Source organism: Oceanobacillus zhaokaii (assembly GCF_003352005.1).
GTDB classification, from domain to species: domain Bacteria; phylum Bacillota; class Bacilli; order Bacillales; family Amphibacillaceae; genus Oceanobacillus; species Oceanobacillus zhaokaii.
In genome coordinates this window covers 1,016,343-1,031,198 of record NZ_CP024848.1, presented here as the reverse complement: position 1 = coordinate 1,031,198, position 14,856 = coordinate 1,016,343, and the positions used below count along the sequence as shown (strand labels likewise).

The 14,856-nt window shown below is 37.3% G+C and carries 13 protein-coding genes, 2 pseudogenes and 1 riboswitch; of the genes and pseudogenes, 3 read left to right on the top strand and 12 right to left on the bottom strand.

The window, feature by feature from the left end; translation table 11 throughout:
- Window positions 1-5: 5 nt before the first annotated feature.
- From CUC15_RS05240 to CUC15_RS05215, 6 genes and pseudogenes are all read right to left on the bottom strand, one after another.
- Window positions 6-1,883, bottom strand: a complete 1,878-nt coding sequence (locus CUC15_RS05240) for an ABC transporter ATP-binding protein (protein ID WP_114915660.1) — start codon at window positions 1,881-1,883, stop codon at window positions 6-8.
- Window positions 1,884-1,928: 45 nt separating this feature from the next.
- Entirely contained in the window at window positions 1,929-2,111 is a 183-nt protein-coding gene (locus tag CUC15_RS05235; protein ID WP_114915659.1) for a hypothetical protein, read from the bottom strand.
- A gap of 192 nt (window positions 2,112-2,303) precedes the next feature.
- Window positions 2,304-2,774 carry a 6,7-dimethyl-8-ribityllumazine synthase gene (gene ribH, locus CUC15_RS05230; RefSeq protein ID WP_114915658.1) on the bottom strand — a complete coding sequence of 157 codons (471 nt, stop codon included), beginning with the start codon at window positions 2,772-2,774 and terminating at the stop codon, window positions 2,304-2,306.
- Window positions 2,775-2,830: 56 nt separating this feature from the next.
- Window positions 2,831-3,433 (bottom strand): annotated as a pseudogene (gene ribB / locus CUC15_RS05225) (3,4-dihydroxy-2-butanone-4-phosphate synthase); the annotation flags it as partial.
- A gap of 12 nt (window positions 3,434-3,445) precedes the next feature.
- Window positions 3,446-4,096, bottom strand: a complete 651-nt coding sequence (ribE, locus tag CUC15_RS05220; protein ID WP_114915656.1) for a riboflavin synthase — start codon at window positions 4,094-4,096, stop codon at window positions 3,446-3,448.
- Window positions 4,097-4,307: 211 nt separating this feature from the next.
- Window positions 4,308-4,452: riboswitch (FMN riboswitch) on the bottom strand.
- A gap of 220 nt (window positions 4,453-4,672) precedes the next feature.
- A complete protein-coding gene (locus CUC15_RS05215; protein WP_114915655.1) occupies window positions 4,673-5,182 on the bottom strand; it encodes a redoxin domain-containing protein in 510 nt (169 codons plus the stop codon).
- Between the two features lie 147 nt (window positions 5,183-5,329).
- Here CUC15_RS05215 and CUC15_RS05210 point away from each other — a divergent pair, with 147 nt between their 5' ends.
- Window positions 5,330-6,316 (top strand): DmpA family aminopeptidase, encoded by a 987-nt coding sequence (locus tag CUC15_RS05210; RefSeq protein ID WP_114915654.1) that lies wholly within the window; start codon window positions 5,330-5,332, stop codon window positions 6,314-6,316.
- 123 nt (window positions 6,317-6,439) lie between these two features.
- Here the strand turns inward: CUC15_RS05210 and CUC15_RS05205 are convergent, their stop codons facing one another.
- The 3 genes from CUC15_RS05205 to CUC15_RS05195 form a co-directional block, all read right to left on the bottom strand.
- Window positions 6,440-7,336, bottom strand: coding sequence for an RluA family pseudouridine synthase (locus tag CUC15_RS05205; RefSeq protein ID WP_114915653.1), 897 nt, complete (start codon window positions 7,334-7,336; stop codon window positions 6,440-6,442).
- Window positions 7,337-7,655: 319 nt separating this feature from the next.
- Window positions 7,656-7,886 (bottom strand): excisionase family DNA-binding protein, encoded by a 231-nt coding sequence (locus CUC15_RS05200; protein ID WP_114915652.1) that lies wholly within the window; start codon window positions 7,884-7,886, stop codon window positions 7,656-7,658.
- Between the two features lie 29 nt (window positions 7,887-7,915).
- Entirely contained in the window at window positions 7,916-8,194 is a 279-nt protein-coding gene (locus tag CUC15_RS05195; protein WP_114915651.1) for a GNAT family N-acetyltransferase, read from the bottom strand.
- 186 nt (window positions 8,195-8,380) lie between these two features.
- Between CUC15_RS05195 and CUC15_RS05190 the strand changes: the two genes are divergently transcribed.
- Entirely contained in the window at window positions 8,381-10,063 is a 1,683-nt protein-coding gene (locus CUC15_RS05190) for a methyl-accepting chemotaxis protein (protein ID WP_114915650.1), read from the top strand.
- Between the two features lie 139 nt (window positions 10,064-10,202).
- Here CUC15_RS05190 and CUC15_RS05185 read toward each other — a convergent pair whose 3' ends face one another.
- A complete protein-coding gene (locus CUC15_RS05185; RefSeq protein WP_114915649.1) occupies window positions 10,203-11,033 on the bottom strand; it encodes an alpha/beta fold hydrolase in 831 nt (276 codons plus the stop codon).
- 260 nt (window positions 11,034-11,293) lie between these two features.
- Window positions 11,294-12,322 carry a PTS sugar transporter subunit IIC gene (locus CUC15_RS05180; RefSeq protein WP_114915648.1) on the bottom strand — a complete coding sequence of 343 codons (1,029 nt, stop codon included), beginning with the start codon at window positions 12,320-12,322 and terminating at the stop codon, window positions 11,294-11,296.
- A 373-nt stretch (window positions 12,323-12,695) separates the two neighbouring features.
- On the opposite strand from CUC15_RS05180, the pseudogene CUC15_RS05175 reads away from it, so the two are divergent.
- Window positions 12,696-14,137, top strand: a pseudogene (locus CUC15_RS05175) (MATE family efflux transporter).
- Between the two features lie 167 nt (window positions 14,138-14,304).
- Here CUC15_RS05175 and CUC15_RS05170 read toward each other — a convergent pair.
- Window positions 14,305-14,838, bottom strand: coding sequence for a ClbS/DfsB family four-helix bundle protein (locus CUC15_RS05170; RefSeq protein ID WP_114915647.1), 534 nt, complete (start codon window positions 14,836-14,838; stop codon window positions 14,305-14,307).
- Between the last annotated feature and the right edge of the window lie 18 nt (window positions 14,839-14,856).

Sequence of the window (14,856 nt, the reverse complement as noted above, 5' to 3'; positions counted from 1 at the left end):
TATCCTTAATTCTTCTCTAATTCTTCAATCAGCAATGATAGTTCTTCCCAGCGTTCCATTTTTGCTTCAAGTGCCGCTTCGACTGTTTGTTGTTCGGCAAATAATGTTTGCACCTTTTCTGCATCACTGCCTGCATCGACAATACCTGCTTGTAATGCTTCTATCTTTTCTTCCAGCTCCATAATTTCGTCCTCAATCTTATCCCATTCTCGCTGGTCATTATAAGAAAGTTTCTTTCTCGTTTTCTTTTGAGGAGCTTGCACTTTCACAGGCTTTTCCTGTATTGCTTCGTTTTGCTGCTTCTCTTCCAAATACTCACTATAATTCCCATAGTAATGGTTAACCTTACCGTTTCCAACAAATACAAATAGATGATCCACGACTCGATCTAAGAAATACCGGTCATGGGATACTGTAATTACAACACCCGGAAAATGATCGAGGTATTCTTCCAGTACACTTAATGTTTGTGTATCTAAGTCATTTGTCGGTTCATCGAGGAATAAAACATTCGGCTCGGTCATCAACACTTTTAATAAATAGAGGCGACGTCTTTCACCACCAGAAAGCTTGCGAATATAATTATATTGTTCCGATCTGTTAAATAAGAAACGCTCCAGCATTTGCTCCGCGGTGATTGTTTGCCCATCCTTTGTATAAATGACTTCAGCAACTTCTTTTATATAGTCGATAATCCGCTGGCTGCCATCTAGTTCTTCATCACCCTGCGTGTAGTAGCCAATCTTCACCGTTTCACCAATTTCAATTTCACCTTTATCTGGTGAAATCCGCTGGGCCATCATATTTAATAATGTGGTCTTTCCTGAGCCATTCGCTCCAATAATCCCAATTCGGTCTCCTGGTACAACGAGATGACTGAAATCGCGAAGCAAAATCTTATCTCCGTAAGACTTTTCAAGATTTTTAAGTTCGATTACTTTTTTTCCTAGTCTTGTTGACCCTACTTGAAATTCTACATTTTGCTTATTCGTGTCGAAAGATTTTTCTTTCATTTCTTCTACACGCTCAATCCTTGCCTTCTGTTTCGTCGACCGTGCCTTGGCACCTCGTCTAAGCCATGCAAGCTCACGTCGCAGTGTATTTTCATGCTTCTGTTCACTGCTCAGTTCCAATGCTTCTCGCTCAGCCTTTTTTTCAAGGAATATTTCATAGTTCCCCTCATAAACATACAGATTCCCTTTATCAAGCTCATAAATACGATTCGTTACCCGATTTAAGAAGTAGCGGTCATGGGTTACGAGTAATAGTGATCCTTTATATGTTTGCAGGAATTTCTCCAGCCATTCAACCGTTTCATTATCCAAATGGTTCGTCGGTTCATCTAATATTAATAAATCTGCTGGCTGAATGAGCGCCTTCGCAATCGCCACTCGCTTCCGCTGCCCACCAGAAAGCTCAGTAACTTTTTTATCAAAATCGGTAATTCCTAATTTTGTTAATACCGTTTTTGCTGTCGTACTTGCTTCCCATGCTTCTTCCTTATCCATTCGTTCCTGCATTTTCAGTAATTGCTGCTGTGCATTCTCATTCGCAGCATCCTTTTGAAGCTTGAGCAATGCCGCTTCATATGCACGTAATGTCTTCATGATTATCGATTCCCCGTAATAAATCTGTTCAATTACGGTCAAATCAGGATCGAGTTCTGGATCCTGTGCCAAATATTCAATTCGATAATCCTTTGCATGCTTAATCGTACCTTTTTCAGCTGATTCAATTCCAGCAATTACTTTCAAAAAGGTTGATTTCCCCGTCCCATTAACACCAATCACACCGATTCGTTCATATTCAGAAATCGTACATGTAATATCATCAAATAATACTTTATCACCGTACGATTTAGTTAAGTTCTCTATTGTAAGCATAACGTATTCCTTCCTCACACTTTATTCAAGACACACATAAAACAACTATTTCGATTGTTCTTTGCGGTTATGTAACCATGTTTTTACTACCCCAACGATTAAGAATAGCATCCACGATGTCACTAAGTAAAAGATTATTTTACTGCCTTCATTCATATCTGGAAAATAAAATGCCATTCCTAGCCATACCAGTGCAATTATTGCTAGCTGTCCAAGTAATAGTTTCATGTTTTCTCCCCCGTATTTGAAACGCTCTACCTTTCAGTTTAGCTTAGTCGCAGCTAAAATTCCACTCAGGCTTAAGCTGTAGCTAATATTTCTTACCTGATGTTATTATTGTAATCTATTATTTATATCATAACGCATTGTACATCAAAAAAAGAGCCAATTCGGCCCTTTTTTACGTACATTGATGTTAAATTAATTCTCGAATGCTTTTACTAAATTTGCCATTTCAATTGCAGATGCAGCAGCATCTGCTCCCTTATTTCCTGCCTTCGTTCCTGCGCGTTCGATTGCCTGTTCAATTGTCTCTGTTGTTAACACACCGAATATGACTGGTTTGCCAGTGTCTGTGGATACTTTGGCAACACCTTTAGCGACTTCATTACATACATAATCAAAATGTGGTGTTGATCCACGAATGACTGTTCCGAGCGTAATAACTGCATCATAATTCACATTTGCTGCCATCTTCTTAGCAATTAATGGAATTTCGAATGCACCTGGTACCCATGCTGTATCAATATTTTCTTCACTTACACCATGCCTTTTAAGTGTATCGATTGCTCCGTCCAATAATTTATTTGTAATGAATTCATTAAATCGAGCAACAACAATACCAACCTTTAAATCTGTTCCTACAACATTACCTACAAATACGTTTCCCATTTTCCATTCTCCTCTATTCCATTATCTATTTTTTATGCGTTTAAAGCAGTCTCGTTTTCTATTTTTTGCCGATACTCTATGAGATCGGCTATTGTGATTATTTTTAAATCGAGTTCCTTTGCCATCATTTTTAATTCCGGCAATCTAGCCATTGTCCCATCCTCATTAATAATTTCACAAATGACTCCTGAAGGAAATGCACTGCATAATTTCGCTAAATCAACCGCTGCCTCAGTATGGCCTGGCCTAGTCAACACTCCTCCCTCTTTCGCAATCAGTGGAAACATATGCCCAGGTTGTTTAAAATCTGTTATTTTTGCTTCTGGATCTGCTAACGCTTGAATCGTTCTAGATCGTTCCAATGCACTTATACCTGTTGTTGTATCATTATGATCAATGGACACGGTAAAAGCAGTCCCGAGTGGATCTGTGCTTTTATCTACCATCATCGGTAGGCCGATGCTTTTTGCATGTTCTGCTTCGATTGGAACACAGACGAGCCCTTTTCCATGTGTAATCATGAAATTTATCATTTCCGAGGTAGCTTTTTCAGACAATGCTACAAAGTCACCCTCATTTTCTCTATCTTCATCATCAACGACAATAATTGGCTTTCCATTTTTTAAATCGATGAGTGCCTCTTCAATCGTATCAATCACAATAATCTCTCCTCACATGAATCCATTATTTACTAGAAATGTTTGATTAATGCCTTCTTTTGGTTGTGTGTACTCATTGTGCAGCATGTTCTGCACATATTTCGCGAGCATATCACATTCAATATTAACGATATCTCCCTTGCCCTTAGATCCTAAAATCGTTTCCGAAGCCGTGTGAGGTATCAGCGATATCGTAAATGTATCCTTGCTCACTGCAAATAGAGTTAGGCTTATGCCATCAACTGTAATCGAACCTTTATGCAACAAAAACTTCGCCAATTCTTCTTGTATCTTTATTTCATAATAAATCGCATTTTCTTTCTTATATTTTGCTACAATTTCGCCTATGCCATCGACATGACCTGAAACAAAATGGCCGCCAAACCTGCCATTCGCTGCCATCGCTCGTTCCAGGTTCACACTCGAACCCGTTCTCAATTCATGCAATGTTGTTGCTTTCAGCGTTTCTGGCATCGCATCAACTTGAAAACTGTTGGCATTAAAATCGGTGACCGTTAAGCAGATGCCATTGACCGCAATACTATCGCCAATTTCCACATCTTTAACTACTACCTTTGAATCAATTGTTAATTGCACCGCCTGCATTGATACTTGGTGAACCCGCTTTACGGTTCCTTTTTCTTCTACAATTCCAGTAAACATCATCTTCCTCCTTCCTGTTCTGCTATTCATTTCTAGGGGTGTTTATTTTGAAAATAGGAAAAGCCCCTGAGAATTCTCAGGGGCTTAGTGATTTAGAATTTTAGTAAGCATGTAATCTAAATAAATTGAATAATAGAAACACATCGTTTATTTGTACCAAAATTAGGTACAAATAAGCAATACAATTCATCATCAAATAATGGCATGCCTAAAATTCCTTCTCTCATCCAGACTTTAACTGTCGGTTCTGGAGTTACACCAGATCAGCCATACGGTTAGAAAACCATACAGGTCGCGGACTTAGATATCGTATCATTACCGCCGATTGGGAATTTCACCCGACCCCGAAGGAATATTGCGTATTTAATTTTTTGAACAATACGAGTATAACACTATTTACTCTAAAAATCCAAAAAGTATGCTTTGAATAAATTAGTAAGGGTGTCCGTGGTTCTGCTAATATTATTTTTTTACGTGATGATATTTCTACCCTCCCGCTAATTCTTTTGATGAGATCACCGCGCCCCATATATTTCCCCTAAGATAAAAAGCTACCAAGAAGTTCTCTCTAGCGTTTTAATCCATCTTTTCAAGCTCTTCAGTCATCATGTTATAACTCATCGCTCCGAACAATTTAAAACGGATTATTCCATCTGAATCAATCATAAAAGTAGTTGGGATTGGATTAATTTTATATAGTTTTGATATTTCTCCCGATTTATCTAGTCCTACTGGAAACGTTAATCCGAACTCATTTACGAATGTAGTAATATCGTTTTGGCTCATTTCCGAATCTGTTAGATTAACGGCGAGTACTATAATATCTTCATTTTCATGAAGCTTCTGCATATCAGGCATTTCCACTCGACAAGGCGGACACCATGTTGCCCAGAAATTCAACATCACGCGCTTTCCGCGTAGATCCTTAAGTTTTACCCTTTCTCCATCTAAAGATTGTATTTCAAAATCAGGGGCGATATTGCCAATTTCAGTCCCTACCGTATCATCTGCGTTTGACAAATCAGTAAACCCGATACATGAAATACATGTCACAAAAATGATCATTATTATTATTTTTTTTACCATGACATAATCCTCCAATAGCCTTCGTGATTATAGTTTGTCCATCGCTATTTCGATTCATGCAGTGGATTCTATTGAATATATTAATCAATCGTTGTTATACTTTATTTATCTAATTCGAAAAATTCTTTATATATAGGAGATGGAATGATGGGATTACAAAAGGGAAAAGAAAATTGCATTATTGATGTTGAAGGTGTAAAGGTTGGACATGTTACTTTATACGAAAGAATCGATGATGAAAATAATATTTGTACTGGGGTGACAGCAATTCTTCCTCATTCAGGTAATCTGTATCGAAAAAAGGTTTACGCCGGAAGTGCGGTTATCAATGGATTCGGCAAAACGGCTGGACTTGTCCAGCTCGAGGAGCTTGGATTGCTTGAATCGCCGATTATGCTGACCAATACGTTTAGTGTCGGCGCTGTTATGCAGGGTACATTGCAATACATGCTTGAACAAACAGAAGAAATTGGTGACACGACGAGTACGATTAATCTTGTTGTTGGTGAATGCAATGATGGTTATTTAAATTCGATTCGGCTTCAAGCAGTAAAGCCTGAGCATGCGGTAGATGCTATTCGCGCCGCAACAACATCTCCCGTTGAAGAAGGTGCGATTGGCGCTGGTAAAGGGATGGTTTGCTTCGGGCATAAGGGTGGTATTGGAACTGCATCTCGAATTGTGGAGGTTGATAATCAGCATTATACGGTTGGCTCTCTTGTTCTAAGTAATTTTGGAAAAAGAGAGCATGCACTATTTGCTAATTTAGATTCAAAAAAACTCGATACACCAGATGGCTCTATCATGATGATTATTGCGACAGATGCTCCACTATATGACCGACAGCTAAGAAGACTTGCTAAACGCTGTGCAATAGGCATTGGCCGAACAGGCAGCAATATCGATAATGGCAGTGGTGATATTGCTATTGCATTTTCCACCGCAAATACATATGACCATCATGAAAATAAACCGTTTGAATCTATTGAGTTTATTAGAGATGATCACCCATTGATGAATCAGTTATTCCAAGCAGTGATAGAGGCAACAGAAGAAGCAGTAATTCGTTCATTAGCATTTGCCGAAACGACAAAAGGAAGAAAAGGAAGAATTGTAGAGAAGGCACCGATTTAGATTGAGCTGGAACTAGTGTACACAAGCAATCAGCACGAAGATGAAATTCCCCCCAATTGCTATATTAAGCAATTGGAGGGAATTTCTAATGCTGATTGAAGTACCCTATCCATATTCGCCAAATTATTTCGACTTAGCAAAAAACGACTTAGGCACATCCGCTTCAAACGACAATACCTTCCCTGTCGTCGGATGAGTAAATGCCAAGACTTTCGCATGGAGTCCAAGTCTGCGAATCGGATTTTCCTTTGAACCATATTTTTTATCGCCAACAACTGGGTGTCCTAAATCCTGCATATGCACGCGAATTTGGTTTTTTCTACCAGTTTCGAGCTGAAGCTCTAGCAATGAAAAGTCTTGATTGGCTTGAATTAAGCTATAGCGTGTAACGGCAAGCAGCCCGTCATTTGGGGTATGACTTGAGTAAACTAAGTGTGTCTTGCTTTCTCTTAACCATGACTTCATATAACCTTTTTCCTCAGTGACTTTTCCTTCAACTAATGCAACATAGGTACGTTCCTTAACCACCGTGTTCCAATTATTCTGCAATGTCTTCTTAGCCTGCTCATTTTTTGCAAATAGCATCACACCTGAAGTATCCTTGTCCAAACGATGCACGACAAAAATTCGATTCTCAGGATCCTCATTTCTCACATATTCCATCAATTGATGATGTGCTGTTGATTTCTTTTCCTTTGCAGTCGCAATCGATAATAATCCTGCTTCTTTATTAATGACGATGATATCGTCATCTTCATATTGAATAGACATGCCGATTAAAACACTTTCCTTAATTGCGGCTTTGTTTTTCAGAATTTTAACTGTTTGTCCTGGATATAGTGGATAATTATATTTTGTTTCAAGATGGTCATCCACAGTGACCTGACCACGTGCAAGAATTGATTTAACTGAATTCCTGCTTCGATTGGACATTACCTTTAATAGGAAAGCTAATAATTCCGCTTCTTCCTCTACTTTATATACGAATGATTTTGCGTCATGTCGATATTTGTTTGACATTTGAAAACTCCTTTTTAATGCGTGTTCAAAAAGGAGGATAAAAAGGACCGAAAAGATCGAGGCAGCGCAGCTCCCCGCAACGGGCTTCCACAGGATGTGGTGACTTCTACGTTGTCCACAGGACGTGGACGTTTTTAGTAGAAGTTCCTTGACTGTTTTAGCGTGAGTAGCGGAAAAGCAAGCTAACGAAGAGATTCGATGTGTCATTTTTACCTGACTTTTTGAACATCCTCTATTAATAGAAAAAAATGTTAAGTTGGAACTACTTCTACATGTAGTTTAACTTAACATTATAGATAATATTATTTATATGCAAATTTTAATCTTCATCCTTGATATCAATATCCTCAGGAATTGGCTCATTTAAGTAATCTTGAATCATTTGTTGATATTTTTCAACCTGCTCAAAATGAGTTGTAAATTGTTCTTTATATATTAGGTAGTCATTCCCGTCATAGACGGCGCGAATTTTACCTTCCATTATTAATGCTGCAACATTCTTCACACTTATTGATAAATACTCAGCAGTTTCCTGAACAGTTAGGTACATACTCTATGGAACCTCTCTTATTCTTCTCTTTAAACACTTAGTACATCCATGTATGCAGAATTGCCTTCTAGTTTTTGCTTGGCATAGGGGCAGAGTGGAAGGATTTTCTTCTCTTCTTCTCTAGCATATAATACAACTTGCTCCAGTAATTCTCCTGCAATACCTTGACCACGAAGATCTTCCGAAACATAGGTATGATCAATGACTATTCTGCTATTCCCAGATTGCACAAACGTCATCTCAGCAATTGGATTTCGAATATCGTCTCCAATATAAAATTTATTTTCCCCTTTATTTATTGTAGTCATAACTGTTCCTCCTATTAAATAAAGCCTACCTATAATAGTATACCTTATTTTTTTACTATTTCTAGGATTATTTCTTCATTAATTAATGAATTATTTACAATATCTTAACATTTTTCTGCTATAATTATCCAAAACAGTTCAAAAGTACTATTTAAATTTACATATGATAAGGGGAATTTGATTTCTATGAAACAATTTTCTAATAGATTACTGGGAAAGACTACACTGCGAACGAGATTATTAATACCATTCGTTACCTTGATGATAATTGCAGTTGTTGCGGTAGGAGTTTCTTCATACATACAAGCAAAGAATATAACAACGACTACCATCGAGGACAGACTCGCTCGTGAAACCGAATTAATTGACTACATTGCTGAGCTCTTGAACTTTACATATGTAGGTCAAGATGATTATTTCATGCAGCAATTGAACGGTAATATCCGTACACAAAAAAAACAGCTTGAAAAGGATGGAATCGAATCAGACTACTTTTATATTACAGATTCCACTGTTACTCCTTTTCCCATTAGTGAAAAAACATTACCAGAGATACCTGATTCTTTAGTAACACATATTACGGAAGAGAAAAATGGCCAAATACAACGAACAATTGATGGAGAGAGGTATTCTATTTCCTACCAAGAAATGGAAGAGATAAATGGAATTTATTCTGTAATCGTTCCGACAAGTTCATTTATGGGACCAATTAATGATATGGGTTTTCTTTCAATTGGAATTATTGTAGTGAGTATTGTAATTTCTACCCTCTTGATTATCCTATTTGTTAGATCCTTGACGAAGCCACTCTCTAGCTTGAGTAAGACCATGCGTGAAGTGCGTAAGGGGAATCTTAATTCAAATGTAACACTTAAGACGACAATCCCAGAGTTTATTTCACTCCACAAGAGCTATGACTCGATGATTAACCATATGCGAACAATGGTCAATCAACTAAAGAGTACAACAGTCGAGTTGGATCAAACAGGAGAAGATTTAAAAGTGTCTTCCGATAATGCACTACAATCAAGTCATGATCTAATTGAATCGATAAATGTCGTCAAAATTGGTGCAGAGCAAACAGCGACAAGCTCGGAAAATAGTGTTAGTAATTCCATGGCGATGAAGCATCGTATTGAAGAAATGATGAATAGCATGAATGTTGTCTTTTCTAGTTCAGAAAGTATGGGTACTTCTGCAGTATATGGAGAAAAGAATATCTCGGAATTAATCACAACAATCCGTTCTTTCGAAAAGGATTTTGGACACTTAACAAAAACGATTAAACAAGTTAATGACTACTCAAAATCGATTTCGAAGCTTGTAGGTTTAATTCAAGGAATTGCTGAGCAAACAAAATTATTATCTTTAAATGCAGCAATCGAGGCGGCACGGGCTGGGGAAGCTGGTAAAGGGTTTTCTGTTGTTGCTAATGAAGTTGGTAAGCTTGCGGAACAATCATCATCCGCTGCCAACGATATTACAAACTCCATTTCTAATATGGAGGGAATCACTGCAAATGCAACGAAGGAATTTGAACAGATGCTGAAAAAAACGAGTACGAATATTTCAATGGCCAATCAATCAAAAGAATCATTTGATGAATTGATGAAGGAAATAACGGAAGTAACCGCGAAATTAGAAGGAATGCAAGGGGAATTACATCACTTCGGTGAACTGTTACCTAACTTAGAAGTAACAGCTGAAGAGTTTGCATCTATTTCCCAGGAAACATTGGCAAGCGCAGAAGAAATGCTCTCCAGCAGTGAGCACCAATACAAGCAAATGGAAAACACCCACCAAATTGGTTTAAAGCTAACTGGCTTATCCAAATCCTTATCAGGGATAACGAAAATGTTTCATGTTTAATAGTTCTAGTAAAAATCAGCAACCCTAGATAAATAGGATTGCTGATTTTTTTGTTTCTGAAATCTTTAGGTATGCTTCCCTGCTATCTTTCAGATCTAATCATATACCATCGAGAGATTTCATTATTTCATTTTTAGTATTAAGCATTACTACCTAAATAATTTAAAATTTGTTCATAAACCTCTTCTGTTCTTTCATCAGATACTAAATGCCCCGTTTCTTTGTAAATAACCAGATTCGCATTCGGTAAATCCTTAACTAAACGCTTACCGATATTTACAGGAACGACACGGTCTTCTTCTCCCCATATTAGTAATGTTGGCGTTTGAATCGTTTGTAATTGAGCTGTTGTTAAGTCACCTTCTCGATACCTCAATAATCGAACCATGGACTTATAGAAGTTCTTTTCCTTCAAAGGTCTGCCGAATTCTCTAATATGGTCCTCAGTAATTAATGCTTGGTTATAAAATACATTTTGTAAGTTTTCTTTTATATTCTTCTTTTTAATATGCAATTCAACCGCTAAATAAAATAACGGGAGATATGAACTATAAATTAGAAGTTTATTGGCACTTTTTAAATACCCGGAACTACATAATAAAATTAGTTTCGTTACCTTGTTCGGAATCATTCTTGCAGTGTTTAAGGCAATTTGGCCCCCCATCGAATGACCAATAATACTAACCTCACCCAGTTTAAAATATTGAATACATTCTGCAACAATTGTTGCATAATTAGAATAGGAGTAAATGAAGGCGGTTGATTTTTCACTTCGACCAAAACCTGGTAAATCAATCGCGATGATCGAATAATGCTTTTCTAATAAAGGTATGAGCCGGTAGAAAGTATAGGTTGATGACACGAAGCCATGGATTAATATAATTGGCGGTTTACCGTTCAATATGTATTCACAATAAATCCTTACTTTTCCGATAGTAATCATTTCTCTTGATAACTTACTTTGCTCCATATTTTCACCTTGCTCTTAGTAATTTCCCTTATTATTTACAATGAAAAGTAAATCATACAGTGATTATTTCCCTGAAAAAATTAAGTTCTAATTACATAAAAGTAATTTTTGGCAGCGAGCTTTGCTTAGAACCTTAACTGCAATTTTCATTAAGAATGATTCATACTTTCTTAATTACCAAAAAAGCTTGCCGAAAAACCTTAAAGAATTTTTCAGCAAGCTTTATTTTAGTTTTTTAACGATTTGCAAAAGGTTTAATCCTATTGCACTTCCATTCGTAAATCACCTGTTTTGGCCCACCCCTTCGAAATCAAGGAATGATATACAACAACAGAGATAATTGCTGGTAGAACCACACCAATTACGATATACATGGCAAGGACGCTAACACCTTGGTTTGCAAGAATATTTAATGGTGCGATAAATGAATTCAAACCAAGTCCAGCAAGCTGGTAAGGAACCTCAAAATCAAATACTAAAATTGCAATCGGTGCACAGATCACCGAAGATAAAAATGGACCTACAACCAATCGTGGGTTTTTTACCAAGTTCGGCACTTGTACTTTCGGCGTTAAAAATGACTGCGCAATATTTGCTCCTAAATCATTCTGTCTAAACGACATTGCCGTCCAGCCAGCAAACTGTGCAGTACAACCGATTAATGCCGCAGCACTTGAGACAGGATCAAGCTGAAGCGCAATTGCAATTGCTGCTGAAGATGCAGGTGACATTAGGAATATACTCCATACAAGGGCGATTACAATTGAGCCAATTAGTGGCGATCCTGAAACAGAATTAGCAATAAATGCACTTAAAGATTCTAATAATGGTGTCGTAATCGCTGCTAGTCCTACCCCAGCAACCCCACCAATGAAAATAGCTGCAAACGGAATTGCAAGCATATCCAGTTTTGTCTTTCCTGTCACACGCTTTCCAACCCAAATAGCAATAATTGCAGCTAATACAGCACTAATAGGTTGTCCCGTTGTAAGTACCATTGCGCCTTCTGCATTCACTGTTAAGGCATTTGCACCTACTGTACTCGCAGCCATTGCACTGAAAATAACGAGCGTATTTCCCCCAAGCTGATATGCCATTCCTGCACCAATAGCTGGCGCCAGCATTAATTGCGCTGTCAAACCTATTGTCGCAAACCCTTCCCAGCCAGTAAATGTAGAAAACGTTTCGATTAAAAGACCTATCCCTAACGTTACTAATACGGCATTAGCTAGTCCTATAGACGCTTTGTGCATCCGATCAATGATGTATCTCTTCGTTGATTGCTTCATTTTCTTTCCCCCATTGTTATAAGAATTATCGTTTTCTTTAGATTGCTAAAAATAAAAAACCCTCCGTTATGGATGGACGCTAAACTAATTATGCTTGTGCGCCTCGTTTATGTAACGCGAAGTGGACTCAAACTAAATTCCATCGAATGGAAATATTTCAGTCCTTAGCATAATAAGTTAATAATGATGTGATTATTTTGATTTTTCTGTTTATAACACTTCATGTCGATCTTCTCTCTTTGCTGATTGTATTGACATAATAATAGAGCTTTTTTATATAGTGTCAATTGTCATTTTATTCTAAAAACTATATAAGCGCTTACAATATTAAATGATTAAAGGCTTAAATATTCATATCCATATCGACTAAAAAATGGTAAGATACAATCTGAATACAATTGAAATTAGTAAGAAGGTGGAAATTTGACAACAAAGGATACAATACAAGTCAATAAACCGAAGAATGATTTAAATTTACTTGTCCTCACTTGGCCGATTTTTATCGAGATTTTTCTATTTATGCTGATGGGGCTAGCAGATACATTCATGTTAAGTGCTGTTTCCGATGATGCGGTTTCTGGAGTTGGTGCATCCAATCAATTTCTGCAAATCGCCATTTTAATTTTACAAGTAATTGGTAGTGGTGCTTCCATTGTCGTAGCACAATATATTGGCTCCAGACGATACAAAGAGGTTTCAAAGATTGCAGCAACAGCAATTGCATTAAATCTAGTAATAGGAATTATTATTAGTATTATTTTCCTCGTGTTTGGCAGTTACATGCTTCAAGCCCTTAATTTACAAGGAAACGTGTTTGAATATGCAAAAAGCTATTTAGGCATTGTTGGCGGGGCAATTTTCTTACAGGCATTAATCAACTCTTTGTCGGCAATTATTCGTGTACATGGATTTACCTTAGCTACGATGTTCGTATCCCTTGGAATGAACATTATCCACGTTGTTGGTAACTACTTACTTATTTTTGGTAATTTTGGTTTTCCTGAGCTTGGAGTCGAAGGTGCTGCTATTTCTACGATTGTTAGTCGCTTTCTCGCACTGCTTGTGTTCTTCTGGCTCTTTTACAAGATTTTAGAAGTAAAAGTTAAGATAAATTATTATTTTTCATTATCAAAGGATTATATTAATAAAATCCTAAAGATTGGTATTCCTTCTGCTTTCGAACAGGTAATGTACCAGTCCTGCCAGATTGTCTTTCTCTATTATGCGACATTCCTTGGCCCAAGCTCATTGGCAGCACGGCAATATGCAACGAATATTTCGATGTTTATCTATCTTTTCGCATTGGCAATTGGCTTAGGTACAGCAATTATTGTTGGGAGATTAGTAGGTGCTAGAAGGAGTTTGGAGGCTTATAACAGTGTTTGGAGAAGCGTTCGCTGGGCAAGTGGCGCAACATTAATCGTTGTTATCCTCGTTATTGTTTTCCGGGTGCCGATAATGGAATTATTCTCGGATAATCCAGAAATTATCAAATTAGGTTCAGACGTTTTACTGCTTAGTTTTCTGCTAGAAACAGGAAGAACAATCAATATCGTATTAATCAATTCTCTTCGTGCTGCAGGTGATGCGAAGTTCCCTGTACTAATTGGTGCGTTTTCGATGGTTGCAATGAGTCTGCCACTCGGATATTTCCTCATCTTCTATTTGGATCTAGGGCTTGCTGGAATATGGCTGGCAATCGCAGCAGACGAATGGACGCGTGCGACCTTTATGTTCTTTAGGTGGCGGAGTAGGAAGTGGGAAAAATACGCGTTGGTTGAACAGGATCAATCTGCTGCGTCCGTTATTGAATAGATACTTTAAGAAGTTCCCATACAGTATCGTATTGCTTAAATAGCAATACGATAATTAACAAATAAATAACGCTTGGATAATAAAATCCAAGCGTTATTATTATGATTTATTTACTGGGGTATTCCATTATTTTTCTAATGTGACTAAGATTTTACACTCTAATCTCATTAGATTTTACCATTTTCGACTTCCTCTTTTTCCAATTCCTTTTTAAACCGTTTAATCTTCTTCATTGCCCATTCATAATGACTAGAAGTATTCGCGATAAAATATGTACCTAGGGAAGTCGTTTTCGTCCAACGGTAATACTTTTTCGTAAATAGCTCATCATTATCATGCTTGTTGATTAACTCCATCATTCGTAAATGACTTTCATTTAATTTTTTTATTGCATTGGTTAAACTTGTTTCTTGATACTTTTTCCAAATAACTTTATTTAAGTCAGGTAATGTTCTCCAAGTATATCCAGGGGCAGGCATGATTGGCTTCTCCCCTGCCATTCCCTCGGTATACCACTTCTCCATCATCAAATGCCATTCATGCAGATGTGTTAAAACGTCGCGAATGTTTCGATCACGGTCTTCAAATGGAAATTCAGATTCTAGGTGATTTGCTGGAATAGAGTTTACTAAAGCCATTAACTCCGTGAACTTTTCATCATTAACTGCTATCAGTTCGGATTTTGTCTTCGGTCTTGGCATTCGTATCTCACCCTAAAA

Excerpts from the sequence above, each read along its gene's own strand:
- CUC15_RS05240 (WP_114915660.1), bottom strand. The coding sequence starts at position 1,883 with ATGCTTACAATAGAGAACTTAACTAAATCGTACGGTGATAAAGTATTA.
- CUC15_RS05235 (WP_114915659.1), bottom strand. The coding sequence starts at position 2,111 with ATGAAACTATTACTTGGACAGCTAGCAATAATTGCACTGGTATGGCTA.
- ribH (WP_114915658.1), bottom strand. The coding sequence starts at position 2,774 with ATGGGAAACGTATTTGTAGGTAATGTTGTAGGAACAGATTTAAAGGTT.
- ribE (WP_114915656.1), bottom strand. The coding sequence starts at position 4,096 with ATGTTTACTGGAATTGTAGAAGAAAAAGGAACCGTAAAGCGGGTTCAC.
- CUC15_RS05215 (WP_114915655.1), bottom strand. The coding sequence starts at position 5,182 with ATGGTAAAAAAAATAATAATAATGATCATTTTTGTGACATGTATTTCA.
- CUC15_RS05210 (WP_114915654.1), top strand. The coding sequence starts at position 5,330 with ATGGGATTACAAAAGGGAAAAGAAAATTGCATTATTGATGTTGAAGGT.
- CUC15_RS05205 (WP_114915653.1), bottom strand. The coding sequence starts at position 7,336 with ATGTCAAACAAATATCGACATGACGCAAAATCATTCGTATATAAAGTA.
- CUC15_RS05200 (WP_114915652.1), bottom strand. The coding sequence starts at position 7,886 with ATGTACCTAACTGTTCAGGAAACTGCTGAGTATTTATCAATAAGTGTG.
- CUC15_RS05195 (WP_114915651.1), bottom strand. The coding sequence starts at position 8,194 with ATGACTACAATAAATAAAGGGGAAAATAAATTTTATATTGGAGACGAT.
- CUC15_RS05190 (WP_114915650.1), top strand. The coding sequence starts at position 8,381 with ATGAAACAATTTTCTAATAGATTACTGGGAAAGACTACACTGCGAACG.
- CUC15_RS05185 (WP_114915649.1), bottom strand. The coding sequence starts at position 11,033 with ATGGAGCAAAGTAAGTTATCAAGAGAAATGATTACTATCGGAAAAGTA.
- CUC15_RS05180 (WP_114915648.1), bottom strand. The coding sequence starts at position 12,322 with ATGAAGCAATCAACGAAGAGATACATCATTGATCGGATGCACAAAGCG.
- CUC15_RS05170 (WP_114915647.1), bottom strand. The coding sequence starts at position 14,838 with ATGCCAAGACCGAAGACAAAATCCGAACTGATAGCAGTTAATGATGAA.